This is a genomic window from Klebsiella oxytoca NBRC 105695, from assembly GCF_001598695.1.
Classification (GTDB): domain Bacteria; phylum Pseudomonadota; class Gammaproteobacteria; order Enterobacterales; family Enterobacteriaceae; genus Klebsiella; species Klebsiella oxytoca.
Genome location: NZ_BCZK01000005.1, coordinates 145,436 through 161,114, shown reverse-complemented (window position 1 = coordinate 161,114; position 15,679 = coordinate 145,436). Strand labels below are relative to the sequence as shown.

The 15,679-nt window shown below is 54.0% G+C and carries 15 protein-coding genes; 6 read left to right on the top strand and 9 right to left on the bottom strand.

Translation table 11 applies throughout. The features are described from left to right. The first annotated feature begins 7 nt into the window (after positions 1–7). From KO1_RS10660 to KO1_RS10650, 3 genes are all read left to right on the top strand, one after another. The gene (locus KO1_RS10660; RefSeq protein WP_004101090.1) at positions 8–985 is read left to right on the top strand and encodes a fimbrial protein; all 978 of its coding nucleotides are present in this window, start codon (positions 8–10) and stop codon (positions 983–985) included. A 13-nt stretch (positions 986–998) separates the two neighbouring features. Beyond that, complete coding sequence (locus tag KO1_RS10655; RefSeq protein WP_017146128.1) at positions 999–1,508, top strand: fimbrial protein; 510 nt, start codon at positions 999–1,001, stop codon at positions 1,506–1,508. Positions 1,509–1,589: 81 nt separating this feature from the next. After that, on the top strand, positions 1,590–2,060 hold the full coding sequence (locus tag KO1_RS10650; protein WP_224226618.1) for a fimbrial protein: 471 nt from the start codon (positions 1,590–1,592) through the stop codon (positions 2,058–2,060). Between the two features lie 102 nt (positions 2,061–2,162). Here KO1_RS10650 and fabF read toward each other — a convergent pair whose 3' ends face one another. The 8 genes from fabF to yceD all read right to left on the bottom strand — a co-directional run bounded on the left by fabF (position 2,163) and on the right by yceD (position 8,651). Beyond that, positions 2,163–3,404: a beta-ketoacyl-ACP synthase II gene (gene fabF, locus KO1_RS10645; protein ID WP_004101085.1), complete on the bottom strand. Its 1,242-nt coding sequence runs from the start codon at positions 3,402–3,404 to the stop codon at positions 2,163–2,165. An 89-nt stretch (positions 3,405–3,493) separates the two neighbouring features. Then, positions 3,494–3,730 (bottom strand): acyl carrier protein, encoded by a 237-nt coding sequence (gene acpP, locus KO1_RS10640; protein ID WP_000103754.1) that lies wholly within the window; start codon positions 3,728–3,730, stop codon positions 3,494–3,496. 210 nt (positions 3,731–3,940) lie between these two features. Further along, on the bottom strand, positions 3,941–4,675 hold the full coding sequence (fabG, locus tag KO1_RS10635; RefSeq protein ID WP_004101082.1) for a 3-oxoacyl-ACP reductase FabG: 735 nt from the start codon (positions 4,673–4,675) through the stop codon (positions 3,941–3,943). A gap of 12 nt (positions 4,676–4,687) precedes the next feature. Beyond that, positions 4,688–5,617, bottom strand: a complete 930-nt coding sequence (gene fabD / locus KO1_RS10630) for an ACP S-malonyltransferase (protein ID WP_004112164.1) — start codon at positions 5,615–5,617, stop codon at positions 4,688–4,690. Positions 5,618–5,632: 15 nt separating this feature from the next. After that, complete coding sequence (locus tag KO1_RS10625) at positions 5,633–6,586, bottom strand: beta-ketoacyl-ACP synthase III (protein WP_004101080.1); 954 nt, start codon at positions 6,584–6,586, stop codon at positions 5,633–5,635. Between the two features lie 53 nt (positions 6,587–6,639). Continuing rightward, positions 6,640–7,737, bottom strand: coding sequence for a phosphate acyltransferase PlsX (gene plsX / locus KO1_RS10620; RefSeq protein ID WP_024274027.1), 1,098 nt, complete (start codon positions 7,735–7,737; stop codon positions 6,640–6,642). A gap of 202 nt (positions 7,738–7,939) precedes the next feature. After that, complete coding sequence (gene rpmF / locus KO1_RS10615; RefSeq protein WP_004101077.1) at positions 7,940–8,113, bottom strand: 50S ribosomal protein L32; 174 nt, start codon at positions 8,111–8,113, stop codon at positions 7,940–7,942. 16 nt (positions 8,114–8,129) lie between these two features. Further along, complete coding sequence (gene yceD / locus KO1_RS10610; protein ID WP_064406926.1) at positions 8,130–8,651, bottom strand: 23S rRNA accumulation protein YceD; 522 nt, start codon at positions 8,649–8,651, stop codon at positions 8,130–8,132. A gap of 141 nt (positions 8,652–8,792) precedes the next feature. Here yceD and KO1_RS10605 point away from each other — a divergent pair, with 141 nt between their 5' ends. Together KO1_RS10605 and KO1_RS10600 are read left to right on the top strand one after the other, a co-directional pair. After that, complete coding sequence (locus KO1_RS10605; protein WP_004101073.1) at positions 8,793–9,377, top strand: Maf family protein; 585 nt, start codon at positions 8,793–8,795, stop codon at positions 9,375–9,377. Positions 9,378–9,599: 222 nt separating this feature from the next. Next, the gene (locus KO1_RS10600) at positions 9,600–10,745 is read left to right on the top strand and encodes a dienelactone hydrolase family protein (RefSeq protein WP_004101071.1); all 1,146 of its coding nucleotides are present in this window, start codon (positions 9,600–9,602) and stop codon (positions 10,743–10,745) included. Between the two features lie 11 nt (positions 10,746–10,756). Here KO1_RS10600 and rluC read toward each other — a convergent pair whose 3' ends face one another. Beyond that, a complete protein-coding gene (gene rluC, locus KO1_RS10595; RefSeq protein ID WP_098992436.1) occupies positions 10,757–11,710 on the bottom strand; it encodes a 23S rRNA pseudouridine(955/2504/2580) synthase RluC in 954 nt (317 codons plus the stop codon). A gap of 697 nt (positions 11,711–12,407) precedes the next feature. Here rluC and rne point away from each other — a divergent pair. Then, complete coding sequence (gene rne, locus KO1_RS10590; protein WP_004112161.1) at positions 12,408–15,662, top strand: ribonuclease E; 3,255 nt, start codon at positions 12,408–12,410, stop codon at positions 15,660–15,662. The last annotated feature ends 17 nt before the right edge of the window (positions 15,663–15,679 follow it).

The following is a 15,679-nucleotide window of genomic DNA, read 5'->3' as shown; positions in this document are numbered from 1 at the left end:
CCACGAGATGAAAGCAAAACTCTATTTACCCATCGCGGCAATCACTTTCTTTGCCCTCTTCCCCGCGCATGCAGACTATTTTGATGCGGTCAGGGGAAGCGTAATGAACTATAAATTTGGTGATTTCACGCTGCCAGCTAACCCTGGAGAAACGACCTATTGGGAGGAAGCGGGATCGCTGCCGACAACGGTATCGAGGAGTGATACAACCGGCTCTTATATTGCCCTTTCAATTAACGGACCCCTGGTCGGTGACAATATCTACGCGACCAGCAATCCGGGTATTGGCATTCAATATAAAACGAGCGTGGATACACTGACTGATGCGGGTGGAGGCACAGAATCGACTCCGAATAGTCGCTTCAATTTAGGGCAGCAGGTCGCTGCAGATATAAGCACTTACGTCCACGTAAAATACCGACTTGTCAGGCTGACAAATAAGATCCCTGCCGGTAAAATTACCAGCGCACCGCAGGTAACTGCCACTTTTTACAACCCAGATGGAAGGGGTACCGCTGTATTCACTCACGGTATTTATAGCTCAACGATTGCGTCGCAACCTAAAACAACTTCCTGCACGGTAGATGCACCGACGGAAATAAAGCTTCCTGCGCTTTACGGTAATAAGCTGAAAAATGGTGCGCAAACTATTACTGAAGCTCCGACCATCAAATTAATCAACTGTCCCGGCGCGATTGACGGTATTTCTTATAACTTTAGTGCCGTTTACGGCGCGCGCGATGCCTCAAATGGAATACTCAACGCCGTTAATGGCGATGGCTACGCGCAAAACGTTTACATTCAGGTCCAGAATGCCGACGGAACACCCCATACGGTTAATAGCTCAATAGCACTCAGTGATTACGCAGGTTCAGGTGAATATGAAATCCCTGAATTTAAAGTTGCTTATTATATTGAGAATACTGCAAGCGTGACGGCTGGCGAAGTGAAATCCGCTATCGAACTCAAATTAACCTATAACTAAACAAGGAAAGGAAATGAAAATTAAACAAGGACTTTTGGCAACCTTAGTTACCGCCAGCTGCGGATTATTCACGCCTTTAAGCCACGCGGTCAATATCGATATCACGGGAAAAGTTATCGCCTCTCCTTGCGAGGTCAATGGCGGTAATGAAACCCTCTCTATTGATCTGGGAGATTCTATTCGGGCCGGAGATATTTTTGAACCAGGCAGCGGCAGTGAATGGAAAACCGCAGATCTTGAGCTTGTTTGCCCCCCTTCGGCCAGATTCTTTAATGTGACCTTCACGGGTACTAGCGATGATGACGATCCGGCTTATTACAAAAATACCGGGACCGCTCAACGCGTCATGGTTGAATTAACCAATACCCTGTCAGAAACCGCTTACAAAAATGGGACCACGCTGGAAAATCTCGAAGTAGGAGGAGTCTACATAATCAACTTGCGCGCCCGTGCCGTCTCTAAATGGAATCCTCTGCCGGGCACCATTTCAGCTCAAGTCCAGGCCACCATCACCTATCCGTAGGATAACTTAAGAGACCGGATATAAATAATGAGACTGCGAATAATAGAGGTTATTTCATGCCTTACGGCTGCGCTCGGGATAATGATGACCGCCGTTCCGGCATTTGCGACAGACATTAATCTGACGGGGACGGTGGTCGCCTCTGCCTGCACGGTAGATACTGCACATTCGCTCAATCAGACCATTACATTCCCGGATTCAAAGACATCTGATTTTACCAGGGCAGGGGATGCCAGCGAGTGGCAGAATTACACCATCGTATTCACCTCTTGCCCACCGTCAACAACGGACATAATTGTTAACTTCTCCGGTACGCCAGATCCATCCAATAAATGTCTGGCAAAAAATGACGGAAGTGCCACAGGTATTGCACTGCAATCGGCCTTTGGCAAAGATGGTGGTTATTTGCAAAATTGCTTTGGTGGAATGACTGGAACTGCTTATGAAACAGGAAGGACCATAGAGTTGTCCTCTCGAATGTATGCCACCTCCGATCGTGTCACCGGAGGGAGTTTTCATTCAACCCTGTTACTTACTGTGACCTACAAATAACATTATGCTGACGCCTTGATAGCGAATGCCTCTGCCCTCTAACGTCAGACATAAAAAAACGGCACGTATAAACGTGCCGTTTTTTATTGACTGCATCGACCGCTAGACGCGCTTGAAAATCAGCGAGCCGTTGGTACCACCGAAGCCAAAGGAGTTACACAGGGTATACTCCATTCCGCTAACCTGGCGCGCTTCGTGCGGAACGAAGTCCAGGTCGCAACCTTCATCCGGGTTATCCAGGTTAATGGTTGGCGGAACGGCCTGATCGCGCAGCGCGAGGATGGAGTAGATAGACTCTACTGCGCCCGCCGCGCCCAGCAGGTGGCCGGTCATGGATTTAGTCGAGCTGACCATTACGCGGCTGGCAGCGTCGCCGAAGACGGATTTCACCGCCTGCGCTTCTGCTTTATCGCCTGCCGGCGTAGAAGTCCCGTGAGCGTTGACGTAGCCAATCTGGCTTGCTTCAATGCCCGCGTCGCGAATAGCGTTAACCATCGCCAGCGCTGCGCCAGCGCCATCTTCCGGCGGTGAAGTCATATGGTAGGCATCGCTGCTCATACCAAAACCGACGATTTCCGCATAGATTTTCGCGCCGCGTTTTTTCGCGTGTTCGTACTCTTCCAGCACGACCATGCCTGCGCCGTCGCCCAGTACGAAACCATCACGCTCTTTATCCCATGGACGGCTTGCCGCCTGCGGGTTGTCATTGCGCGTGGAGAGCGCTCGTGCTGCACCAAAGCCGCCTACGCCCAGAGGGGTACTGGCTTTTTCTGCGCCACCGGCAACCATTGCGTCAGCATCGCCATAAGCGATAACGCGCGCTGCGTGACCAATATTGTGGACGCCAGAGGTGCAGGCGGTCGCGATGGAAATGCTTGGTCCACGCAGACCAAACATGATGGTCAGATGCCCGGCCACCATGTTAACGATTGTGGAAGGAACAAAGAACGGGCTGATCTTACGCGGTCCGCCTTTTACCAGCGAACTGTGGTTTTCTTCGATCAGGCCAAGTCCGCCAATACCGGAACCAATAGCGGCACCGATGCGGGTAGCATTCTCTTCCGTCACTTCAAGGCCAGAATCCTGCATGGCCTGAATGCCAGCGACAATTCCATATTGAATGAAGGCGTCCATCTTGCGCTGTTCTTTACGCGAGATGAAGTCATCACAGTTAAAATCCTTTACTAAGCCAGCAAATTTCGTTGCATAGGCGCTAGTATCGAAATGGTCGATCAGGCTGATGCCACTCTGACCGGCAAGGAGAGCTTTCCAGGTAGACTCTACGGTATTGCCGACAGGAGACAACATGCCCAGTCCGGTCACAACTACACGACGCTTAGACACGGTTGTCCTCCAGGGAGGGAAAATAGATTCTTGTGGGACAAAATATGGATAAAACTCAGGCGGTCGAGTGACCGCCTGGAGATGTTCACTTACGCCTGGTGGCCGTTGATGTAATCAATGGCAGCCTGAACAGTAGTGATTTTCTCAGCTTCTTCGTCCGGAATCTCAGTATCAAACTCTTCTTCCAGAGCCATTACCAGCTCAACGGTGTCAAGAGAATCAGCGCCCAGGTCTTCAACGAAGGAAGCATTGTTGGTAACTTCTTCCTGCTTAACGCCCAGCTGTTCGCCGATAATTTTCTTAACGCGTTCTTCGATAGTGCTCATACTCTTAAATTTCCTATCAAAACTCGCTTTCGCGATGGTTTTCGTAGTGTATAAAATGTTGAAAAATTTGCAACTAAATCCCGGCAGGTCTTACCACGATTTTACGCTATTTTGCGGCTGTTTGCCCTCATAACGCAAATGATTTTGTACAAAACATTACAGAGAACCGCACGGACTGCGCGGTTCCTGAACGTTTTGCGCAAATCTCGGTCAGACCATGTACATTCCGCCGTTGACGTGCAGAGTTTCACCAGTGATGTAACTCGCTTCGTCAGAGGCTAAAAATGCCACCGCGCTGGCGATTTCATTTGGAGAGCCAAGGCGCCCCGCAGGAACTGCCGCCAGCGTACCCGCACGCTGCTCATCGGTCAGCGCACGCGTCATGTCCGTTTCAATAAAGCCCGGAGCAACAACGTTTACAGTAATACCGCGGGACGCAACTTCGCGAGCCAGTGATTTACTGAAGCCAATCAGACCCGCTTTCGCCGCAGCGTAGTTGGCCTGACCCGCATTTCCCATGGTACCAACCACAGAACCGATAGTGATAATACGTCCATGACGCTTTTTCATCATAGCGCGCATTACCGCTTTTGACAGACGGAAAACAGATGACAGGTTGGTTTCGATAATATCGTTCCACTCGTCATCTTTCATGCGCATTAACAGGTTATCACGAGTAATCCCGGCATTGTTCACCAGGATATCAACTTCACCAAATTCTGCGCGAATATTTCCCAGAACAGATTCGATAGATGCAGGATCGGTCACATTCAGCAGCATGCCTTTCCCGTTAGCACCTAAATAATCGCTAATCGCCTGCGCGCCGCTTTCGCTGGTCGCAGTACCGATAACTTTTGCCCCACGGGCAACGAGCGTCTCAGCGATTGCGCGGCCAATCCCGCGACTTGCACCGGTAACCAGCGCGATTTTTCCTTCAAAACTCATGGTTTTCCTCTTTTATTGCTCAAGCGCCGCAGACATAGCTGCCGGCTCGTTAAGCGCGGAAGCGGTCAGGGTGTCAACAATACGTTTAGTCAGACCGGTGAGGACTTTACCCGGGCCAACTTCATACAGATGCTCTACGCCCTGTGATGCCATAAATTCAACGGTTTTGGTCCACTGAACCGGGCTATACAGCTGACGGACAAGGGCATCGCGAATAGCTTCAGGCGTCGTTTCACTTTTCACGTCAACGTTATTCACGACTGGAATAGCTGGCGCGTTGAAGGTTATTTTTTGCAGCTCAACGGCCAGTTTCTCCGCTGCGGGCTTCATCAGCGCGCAGTGGGATGGGACGCTGACCGGCAGCGGCAGAGCACGTTTAGCGCCTGCAGCCTTACAGGCCGCCCCTGCGCGTTCTACGGCCTCTTTATTACCGGCAATAACGACCTGACCCGGCGAGTTAAAGTTCACCGGAGAAACCACCTGCCCTTCGGCAGACTCTTCGCAGGCTTTCGCAATCGCAGCATCGTCAAGACCGATGATCGCAGACATCGCCCCGGTACCTTCCGGAACCGCTTCCTGCATGAACTTACCGCGCAGTTCAACAAGGCGAACGGCGTCGGAAAAATTGATAACGCCCGCGCATACCAGCGCTGAATATTCGCCAAGGCTATGGCCAGCCAGCATCATCGGCGCTTTTCCGCCCTGCTGCTGCCAGACGCGATAGAGCGCAACGGAAGCGGTCAGCAGCGCCGGTTGGGTCTGCCAGGTTTTATTTAATTCTTCCGCCGGGCCCTGCTGTGCAAGCGCCCACAGATCGTAACCCAACGCCGCAGAGGCTTCACGGAACGTCTCTTCGATTACCGGGTAAGCGGCCGCCATATCTGACAGCATCCCGACACTCTGAGAGCCCTGTCCCGGGAAAACAAAAGCAAATTGCGTCATGTTTAAATCCTTATCCTAAAAACGAACCAGCGCGGAACCCCAGGTGAAACCGCCACCAAAGGCTTCCAGCAGAATAAGCTGACCACGTTGAATGCGGCCATCGCGCACGGCTTCATCCAGCGCACAAGGCACAGAAGCGGCTGAAGTATTACCGTGCCTGTCGAGCGTGACGACGACGTTGTCCATCGACATGCCCAGCTTCTTCGCCGTGGCGCTGATAATACGCAGGTTAGCCTGATGTGGTACCAGCCAGTCCAGCGACGAACGCTCGAGATTATTCGCAGCTAAAGTTTCATCGACGATATGAGCCAGCTCGGTCACGGCCACTTTAAAGACTTCGTTGCCCGCCATGGTCAGGAAGATCGGGTTTTCCGGATCGACGCGATCGGCGTTCGGTAGCGTCAGCAGTTCGCCGTAGCTCCCATCCGCATGCAGATGCGTAGAGATAATACCCGGCTCTTCGGAAGCCCCCAGCACCACGGCACCTGCGCCGTCGCCGAAAATGATAATGGTTCCGCGATCGGCAGGATCGCAGGTACGCGCCAGAACATCAGCGCCGATCACCAGCGCGTAATCGACCGCGCCGTTTTTCACGTATTGATCGGCAACGCTGAGCGCGTAGGTGAAACCCGCGCAGGCCGCAGCGACGTCGAAGGCCGGGCAACCTTTAATACCCAGCATTGATTGAATCTGGCAAGCCGAGCTGGGAAACGCATGGGTACCGGAGGTGGTCGCAACAATAATCAGACCAATTTGCTCCGGCTTTACGCCCGCCATATCCAGCGCATGCTTAGCGGCTTCAAGGCCCATGGTAGCAACTGTTTCGTTCGGCGCGGCAATACGACGCTCACGGATACCGGTACGAGTGACAATCCACTCGTCTGACGTATCGACCATATTTTCCAGTTCAGCGTTCGTACGCACGTGCTCAGGCAGATAGCTGCCGGTACCAATAATCTTCGTATACATGTACGCTCAGTCACTCTTGGGTAATATACCTGGTTAACTCAAACTGCGAGGCGTCAGTCGTTTCCGGTCACCGGGCTTTGAGGCCTGGCGTTCCCGCTTCTGCCGTCCTCAGGCAATTCGAAACCTGCAGGGTATAAAGATTCCAGGCGAGCGGCAATTCGCTGAGGAATCTGCCGCTGCACAGCCTGCACTGCCTGCTCTATCGCCACGCAAAAAGCGCGCTGATTGGCAGCCCCATGACTTTTGATCACGGAACCGCGTAATCCTAACAGACAGGCACCATTATACTGGTCGGGGTTGAGGTGACTGAATCGCCTCGACAGGCTTTTTTGTAACCAACGCTTTAATAAAAGCAGCCACCACGACCTTTTTTTCCCCTCTCCCTGTGATTTCAACAGTGAAAGGAACATTCTGACAACACCTTCCATCGTTTTTAATGTGACGTTGCCCGTGAATCCATCACAAACCAACACATCCGTTTTCCCCGTCAACAACTCGTTGGCTTCCAGATACCCAATATAGTTGAGGGTTGGCAAAGTTTTCAAAACGGCCGCCGCGTCGCGAATGCTGCTGAGACCTTTCATCTCTTCTTCGCCGATATTCAGAAGCGCAACGCGGGGATCCTTAATACCAATAACTTCTTCCGCAAGGACCGCCCCCATGACGGCAAACTGCACCAGCATAGTGCTATCGCAATCCACGTTGGCGCCTAAATCCAGCACCACCGTTTTGCCCTTCAGCTGGTGCGGCAGCATGGTAACCAGCGCAGGGCGCTCAATCCCCTCAATGGGTTTGAGCAACAGCTTCGCCAGCCCCATTAGCGCTCCGGTATTACCCGCGCTGACGCAGGCCTGCGCCCGCCCTTCTTTTACTAACTCCAGCGCAATGCGCATTGAGCTACCGCGGCTGGCGCGAATCGCTTGCGCGGGCCGGGCATCACTGGCAATAACTGACTGCGCAGGGATAACCTGCAGACGTGAACGTTGTTCAAAATCAGCTTTGGCAAGTAATGGCGCGATAGTGTCGGGATCGCCGACTAAAAGAAGTGTGAGTTGTGAATTAGAGTTCAGTGCCTGCAATGCTGCAGGCACTGTCACGGAAGGGCCAAAATCCCCGCCCATGACATCTAACGCCAGGGTTAGACGTGTCAAGGTATCGTCGCTGCTCGGTTCGGTTATTCCCCAGTTACCCGGGGAGATCCTCACTAAGCTTCATCACGCTTTTACTCTTCGTCTTTCGCGCTGCAAGTGCGTTGACTGCGCTCGTTCACACCAGTCACATAGTGAGCTATGCTCCCGGCGCTTCTCTCGCTTGCGTCTTCTTGCAACGCGAAATCCATGGAGTAATGCGTGATTACTTAGCGATAACCTTGCGACCGCGGTAGAAACCGTCGGCAGTGATGTGGTGACGCAGGTGTTTTTCACCAGAAGCTTTGTCTACAGACAGGCTGGTGACTGCGGTCAGAGCGTCATGGGAACGACGCATGCCACGTTTGGAACGGGTTGGTTTATTCTGTTGTACGGCCATGGACCTTACTCCTCAATTACTTATGCTTTAAGCTGGCTAATACGGAAAATGGATTTGGTTTTTGTGCCTCTTCAGGCAGTTCACCAAAGACCATGTCCGCGTCGGACACTTCACAGTGTTCAGAATCATGCACCGGAACTACAGGCAAGGAGAGGATAATTTCATCTTCAACCAGCGCCAGCAGATCGATTTCACCGAATTCGTTAACCTCAATCGGCTCATACGCTTCCGGCAGTGCCTCGGCCTGTTCGTCATTTCTGACGGGGCTGAAACAATACGTTGTGTGAACATGATGGGGGAACGGTTTCCCGCAACGCTGACATTCGAGGGTTACCGACACCGTCGCATCGCCGCTTAAAACGGCAAGACGCTGGTTATCAATAGCGAACGACATGCTGCATTCCACATCGCTGTCCACGCTGACAACAGAATCAGCGACGCGCACAGCCTGATCACGGGTATAGATACCTTGGTAATCTAAGCGCTTTTGAGCCGTGCGAACCGGATCGAGAGTCAGGGGTAATTTTACCTTTTGCATAGGGCGCGCATATTAACTTTGTAACGTCATAGAGTCAAAGAAAAAGGCAGCCTCAGGTTGCCTTTTGCCATTTATTCGCACACATTGCGGCGCATAGTTTAAAATGATGCTCTGCGAAGCGCTATATGTGGATGAAAAAATATGTCTGAACTGATCCTCGCGTCAACCTCGCCCTGGCGGCGAATGCTGCTGGAAAAGCTGTCGGTGCCTTTTGAATGCGCGGCGCCGGACGTAGATGAAACCCCGCTGCCCGGCGAGCCCGCCCGCCAGCTGGTGATGCGTCTGGCGCAGGCAAAAGCGCAGGCCCTCGCCGCACGCTATCCGCAGCACCTCATTATAGGCTCCGATCAGGTTTGTGTCCTGGACGGTGAAATTACCGGCAAACCGCATACCGAAGAGAACGCCCATCGCCAGTTGAGAAAGGCCAGCGGCACCATCGTCACGTTCTACACCGGCCTCGCGCTATATAACTCTGCCAGGGGTCATCTACAAACTGAATGTGAACCCTTTGACGTCCACTTCCGCCATTTAAGCGATCGGGAAATTGAAAGCTATATCCGCAAAGAAAATCCGCTGCAGTGCGCCGGCAGTTTCAAAAGCGAAGGATTAGGCATCACGCTGTTCGAGAGACTCGAGGGCCGCGATCCTAACGCGCTGGTCGGTTTACCGCTCATCGCGTTATGTCAAATGCTGCGCCGGGAAGGATTCAATCCCCTGCTCACCTGAACATAATGACGCATGGCATCGGAGAGGGTGTGTTTTTCCCGATGCCATAACGCCGTTTATCAATAACTTAAGTCACAGATCCATCCGCGTCGAGTTTGTTTAACGCCACGCAGCAGTTCAACGCGTACTCCCCCACAACAGTAATGCCTTACCTGTCACAGTTTATTTTTGCCGCACCATTAAAATAATAAAACAACGTTTTATTTTAAAAATGGAGCCACTATGCCTTTTCGCGCTACGCTTTTGACCCTCACCCTGCTGGCCGCCGCCAGCGTCAACGCGAGCGACTGGCAGCGCCAGGGCGTCGTAGAAGGCAATTTACCCGCCTCCTGGCAACAGTTGAAAGCGCAGATGACGTATCCGGACTCGTGGCTCTCTGGAAAGTATCGTCATTTCGATCAATGGCGAGAGCACGCCCGCACGCTGCTTCGGCAATCCCTGCTAACGCCGACATCAGCAAGCCCGTTCACCCCACAAACGCTGATGAGCGAAGATCGGGGCACCTATCGCGCCGAGAAACTGGCATTTAACGTCACAGATGAAAACCGGATTGCCGCTCTGATGTTAACGCCCAAATCAGCAGGCCCTCACCCGGCCATTGTCCTGCTGCACGACCATGGCTCAAAATTTGACATAGGCAAGGAGAAACTGATTCGTCCTTTGCGGGATGCCGCACGCCTGGCCAGCGCCGAGGCATGGGCAGATAAATTTTTCAGCGGTCGGTTCATCGGCGATGAGCTGGCGCAGCGCGGGTATGTTGTCATCGCCATTGATAGCCCGGGCTGGGGGGATCGCGGCCCCATGACCTACGAGCAGCAGCAGGCGCTGGCCAGTAACTATTTTAACCTTGGGCGCTCGCTGGCAGGGGAAGTCGCCTATGAAGATCTGCGAACCGTGGATTTCGTCAGTACGTTAAAAGAGGTTGATAATAAACGCATCGGGGTACTGGGTTTTTCAATGGGCGGTTTTCGCGCCTGGCAACTGGCCGCCCTGTCTGACAAAGTCGCCGCCACTGCCGCGATCTCCTGGTTCGGTACCTGGAACGGCCTGATGCAGCCAGGCAACAACGTTCTGCGCGGTCAATCGGCGTTTTATATGCTTCATCCGGGCCTGGCCGGACATCTTGATATTCCCGACATCGCCAGCATTGCAGCGCCCAGGCCGATGCTGATTTATAGCGGAGGGCAGGATAAGCTGTTTCCCGCTGCAGCCGTTAATGACGCCTTCGCTAAGGTGCATAACGTATGGGCGTCACAGAACGCGCAGGATAAGCTGGAGACCAGAACGTGGCCGGAACTGGGCCACGTCTTTTATCAAGAACAGCAGGATGAAGTGTTCCCCTGGCTTGATAAGTGGCTCAAGCCCTGAGCAAGTCCGTATCACTTCGTGTTACGTAAAACCTGCAGGCAACGCTTAAGCTGGTTATCTAAAGGCGCTTCAACACGCATCACTTCCCCTGTCCCCGGATGCGTAAACTTCAGCGCCGCCGCATGCAGGAACAGCCGGTTAAGGCCGGTGCCTGACAGCTGCTTATCGAATTCCCGGTCGCCGTAGCGATCATCAAAAGCGATAGGGTGACCGGCATATTGGGTATGCACGCGGATTTGATGGGTACGGCCGGTTACCGGGCTGCAGCGCACCAGGGTCGCATGGGGATAACGCTCTTCGACTTTAAAACGCGTTTCCGACGGTTTCCCCTCCTGGTTAACCCGCACGATGCGTTCACCGCTCTGCAGAATATTCTTCAGCAGCGGAGCCTGCACCACTTTAGTGTGGGACTGCCACTGCCCGCGCACCAGCGCCAGGTAGTCTTTTTGCATTCCTTTGTCGCGCAGCTGCTCGTGCAGGGAACGCAGCGCGGAACGCTTTTTGGCGACCAACAGAACGCCAGAGGTATCGCGATCGAGGCGATGCACCAGCTCAAGGAAGCGCGCTTCCGGGCGCAGCGCGCGCAGACCTTCAATCACGCCGAAGCTCAACCCGCTGCCGCCGTGTACCGCTGTCCCGGAAGGTTTATTAAGCACCAGAATATGATCGTCTTCATATAAAATCACATCGGCCAGCGCAGCAACTTTCTGCAGGTGGGGAGAGACCGCCTCTTCTTCTTTCTCCGCGACGCGGACCGGCGGAATGCGCACTTCGTCGCCGGCTTCCAGCTTATACTCAGGCTTGACGCGCTTTTTATTGACCCGCACCTCGCCTTTTCGCAAGATGCGATAAATCATACTCTTTGGTACGCCCTTCAGCTGCGTACGCAAAAAGTTGTCGATACGTTGCCCTGCTTCATCATCAGCAATGGCAACCATTTTTACGCTTGGGATCTCAGTTTTCATGGTGCGCGATTCTAAATAGCCCGACGCATTAGCGCCACTCATTTTTATATGCTTATATTTATTATCATCCGGTTTTCGCCGCATGCTTCATCATCGTTTTGTTTGTTATTAGAACAATCCGTATACGCGGGTGAAAAAACTGTGGGTAACCGGGTGATAAAAGGTGAAAGTCAACTTGCTATAACGAGCTTAGCAATGGAATAATGATGCCGTTTTCCGTGCTGAAACTTGTTAGAACAAGAAATTAGCGGAATGACCAATTTTGTCTGACCGATCATCAACGCAGCAATGGCGTAAGACGTATTGATCTTTCAGACAGTTAGCGGGCTGCGGGTTGCAGTCCTTACCGGTACAGGCTCTATGGATTTCACGTCGCAGGAAGGCGTTCACACTGGGATATCCCGGCGCTCATTTCGATCAAATGATTAGAATGAGCAGGTTAAGCCGCCACGCCTGCTGCTTGAAAAACGATGGGTATAAATGGAATCTTCTCTGGTGATACATCCCAGGCAGTTCCCCTGATAATTGCGCTGTGTTTCCGTTTGAAATACAGGCGACCGACACTCTGCGCCTCTTAAGCGCGCGACAACCGTGAGGTTGGCGACGTGAAACAGACACGAGGCCATCGGTTTCCCCCGGTAAGGCGTTACTCTGCCCGTAGCTTAGTCGTCAATGTAAGAATAATGAGTAAGTTACGATGAAAAGAATGTTAATCAACGCAACTCAGCAGGAAGAGTTGCGCGTCGCCCTTGTTGATGGGCAGCGCCTGTACGACCTGGATATCGAAAGCCCCGGGCACGAACAGAAAAAAGCGAACATCTACAAAGGCAAAATCACTCGTATTGAACCTAGTCTCGAAGCCGCGTTTGTTGATTATGGCGCCGAGCGTCATGGTTTCCTCCCTCTTAAAGAAATTGCCCGCGAATACTTCCCTGCCAACTACAGTTCCCACGGCCGCCCTAACATCAAGGACGTGCTGCGTGAAGGTCAGGAAGTGATTGTGCAGATTGATAAAGAAGAGCGCGGCAATAAAGGCGCCGCGCTGACCACCTTTATCAGCCTGGCGGGCAGCTACCTGGTACTGATGCCGAATAACCCACGCGCTGGCGGTATTTCACGCCGTATCGAGGGTGACGATCGTACCGAGCTGAAAGAAGCGCTGGCCAGCCTTGAGCTGCCGGATGGCATGGGACTTATCGTTCGCACCGCTGGCGTCGGCAAATCCGCCGAAGCGCTGCAGTGGGACTTAAGCTTCCGCCTGAAGCACTGGGAAGCCATCCAGAAAGCCGCTGAAAGCCGCCCTGCTCCGTTCCTGATCCATCAGGAAAGTAACGTGATTGTGCGCGCTTTCCGCGACTATCTGCGTCAGGATATCGGCGAAATTCTTATCGACAACCCGAAAGTGCTTGAGCTGGCGCGCCAGCATATCGCGGCTCTTGGGCGTCCGGATTTCAGCAGCAAAATCAAGCTGTACACCGGTGAAATTCCGCTGTTCAGCCACTACCAAATCGAGTCGCAGATTGAATCCGCTTTCCAGCGTGAAGTGCGCCTGCCTTCTGGCGGTTCTATCGTAATCGACAGCACCGAAGCGCTCACCGCTATCGATATCAACTCCGCCCGTGCTACCCGCGGCGGCGACATCGAAGAAACGGCGTTTAACACCAACCTGGAAGCGGCCGATGAAATTGCTCGCCAGCTGCGCCTGCGCGACCTCGGCGGTCTGATCGTTATCGACTTCATCGATATGACCCCGGTACGTCACCAGCGTGCGGTAGAAAACCGCCTGCGCGAAGCCGTACGCCAGGACAGAGCGCGCATCCAGATCAGCCACATTTCACGCTTTGGCCTGCTGGAGATGTCGCGTCAGCGTCTGAGCCCGTCGCTTGGCGAGTCCAGCCATCACGTCTGCCCGCGCTGTAGCGGAACGGGTACCGTACGCGATAACGAATCGCTGTCGCTTTCCATTCTGCGCTTGATCGAAGAAGAAGCGCTGAAAGAGAACACTAAAGAAGTTCACGCTATCGTTCCGGTGCCGATTGCTTCGTACCTCCTGAACGAAAAACGTGCTGCGGTAAGCGCCATTGAAACCCGCCAGGCCGATGTACGCGTCATCATCGTGCCAAACGATCAGATGGAAACGCCGCACTACTCCGTTCTGCGCGTACGTAAGGGTGAAGAGACCTCCACGCTGAGCTATCTGCTGCCGAAACTGCACGAAGAAGAGATGGCTATGCCTTCTGATGAAGAGCCGGCCGAGCGTAAACTTCCGGAGCAACCGGCGCTGGCCGCTTTTGTCATGCCTGATGCCCCACCAGCGCCGGCTCAGCAAGAGCCTGCTAAAGCTACGGTTGCCGTCGGAACACCAGCCGCTTCCGCACCTAAGTCGGCAGCGCCAGCGCAGCCGGGTCTGGTTGCACGCTTCTTCAGCGCCCTGAAAAATATCTTCTCCGGCGCAGAAGAAACTAAGCCGGCTGAAGTCCAGGTTGAGAAAAAAGCGGAGGAGAAATCCGAGCGCCAGCAGGAACGTCGCAAACCGCGCGCCAACAACCGCCGCGATCGCAACGACCGCCGCGATAATCGGGATAACCGCGATAATCGTGACAACCGCGACAATCGTGCCGAGAATAGCGAAGTTCGTGAATCTCGCGAAGAAAACCGCCGTAACCGCCGCGAGAAGCAGCAGAACGTCGAACCTCGCGACATCCGCCAGACAACGGCAGAAGATAGCGATAAAGGCAAAGCTCGCGATGATCAACCGCCGCGCCGTGAACGCAATCGCCGTCGTAACGACGAGAAGCGTCAGGTTCAGCAGGAAGCTAAAGCGCAAACTCGTGAAGAACCGGTCGTACAGGATAGCGAGCAGGAAGAACGCGTGCAGACCATGCCGCGCCGCAAGCCGCGCCAGCTGTCGCAGAAGGTACGTATTGAATCTGCTGCCGCTGAGCAGGTTGTCGAGCCGGTAGCCGCGCCTCAGGTCATCGAAGCGCCAGCCGTCCAACCCGAGGCCGCAGCTCCGCGCACGGAACTGGCGAAAGTCGACCTGCCGGCAGTTGTTGAAACCGCTGCGGAACATGACGATACTGGCGAAGCACGCGAAGCTAACGGTATGCCGCGTCGTTCGCGCCGTTCCCCTCGTCACCTGCGCGTAAGCGGCCAACGCCGTCGTCGCTACCGTGATGAGCGTTACCCGACGCAATCCCCGATGCCGCTGACCGTAGCCTGCGCATCGCCGGAAATGGCATCTGGTAAAGTGTGGATCCGTTACCCTGTCGTTCGCCCGCAGGACCAGCAGCAAGAAGAAGCGCAGGTACAGGAGTTCGCTACCACCGCGGTTGACCCCGTTATCACCCCTGCGGCCGCCGTTGAACCGGCTGTCTCTGAAGTGGTTGCCCCGGAGGTAGTTGAAGAGCGCGTTGTTGAGCCGGTCGTCATCTCTGAGCCTGTGGCGATGATGAACGAACCTGAAGCTCCGGTTGTCGAAACCACGCACCCGGAAGCTATCGCCGCACCGGTTGATGAACAGCCGCAGCTGATTGCCGAGGCTGATGAAACCGTCGCCGAAGAGGTTGTCGCAGAAGCTGTCGACGTCGTGGCGAAAGAGGCTGTCGAGCCGGAAGCAGCGGTCGCTGAACCTGCTGCGGTTGAAGAAGCCGCGGCCGCTGTTGAAGAAGCGCCTGTCGTCTCCGAACCGGTGGTTGAGCCGGCACCGGCGGCAGAGCCGGTAGTGAAGACTCAACCTGTTGTCACGACTGTGCCGGTCGTTAAGGTCGCCAATCGTCACGCCACCGCGCCGATGACCCGCGCGCCTGCGCCAGACTACGTCCCTGAAGCGCCTCGTCAAAGCGACTGGGTTCGCCCGAGCTTTGATTTTGACGGTAAGGGCGCTGCTGGTGGCCATAGCGCGACCCATAAAGCCGCTGCCGGGCCTACCCGTCCGCAGCCCGTAGAGTAACGCCTACCAGACCGGCC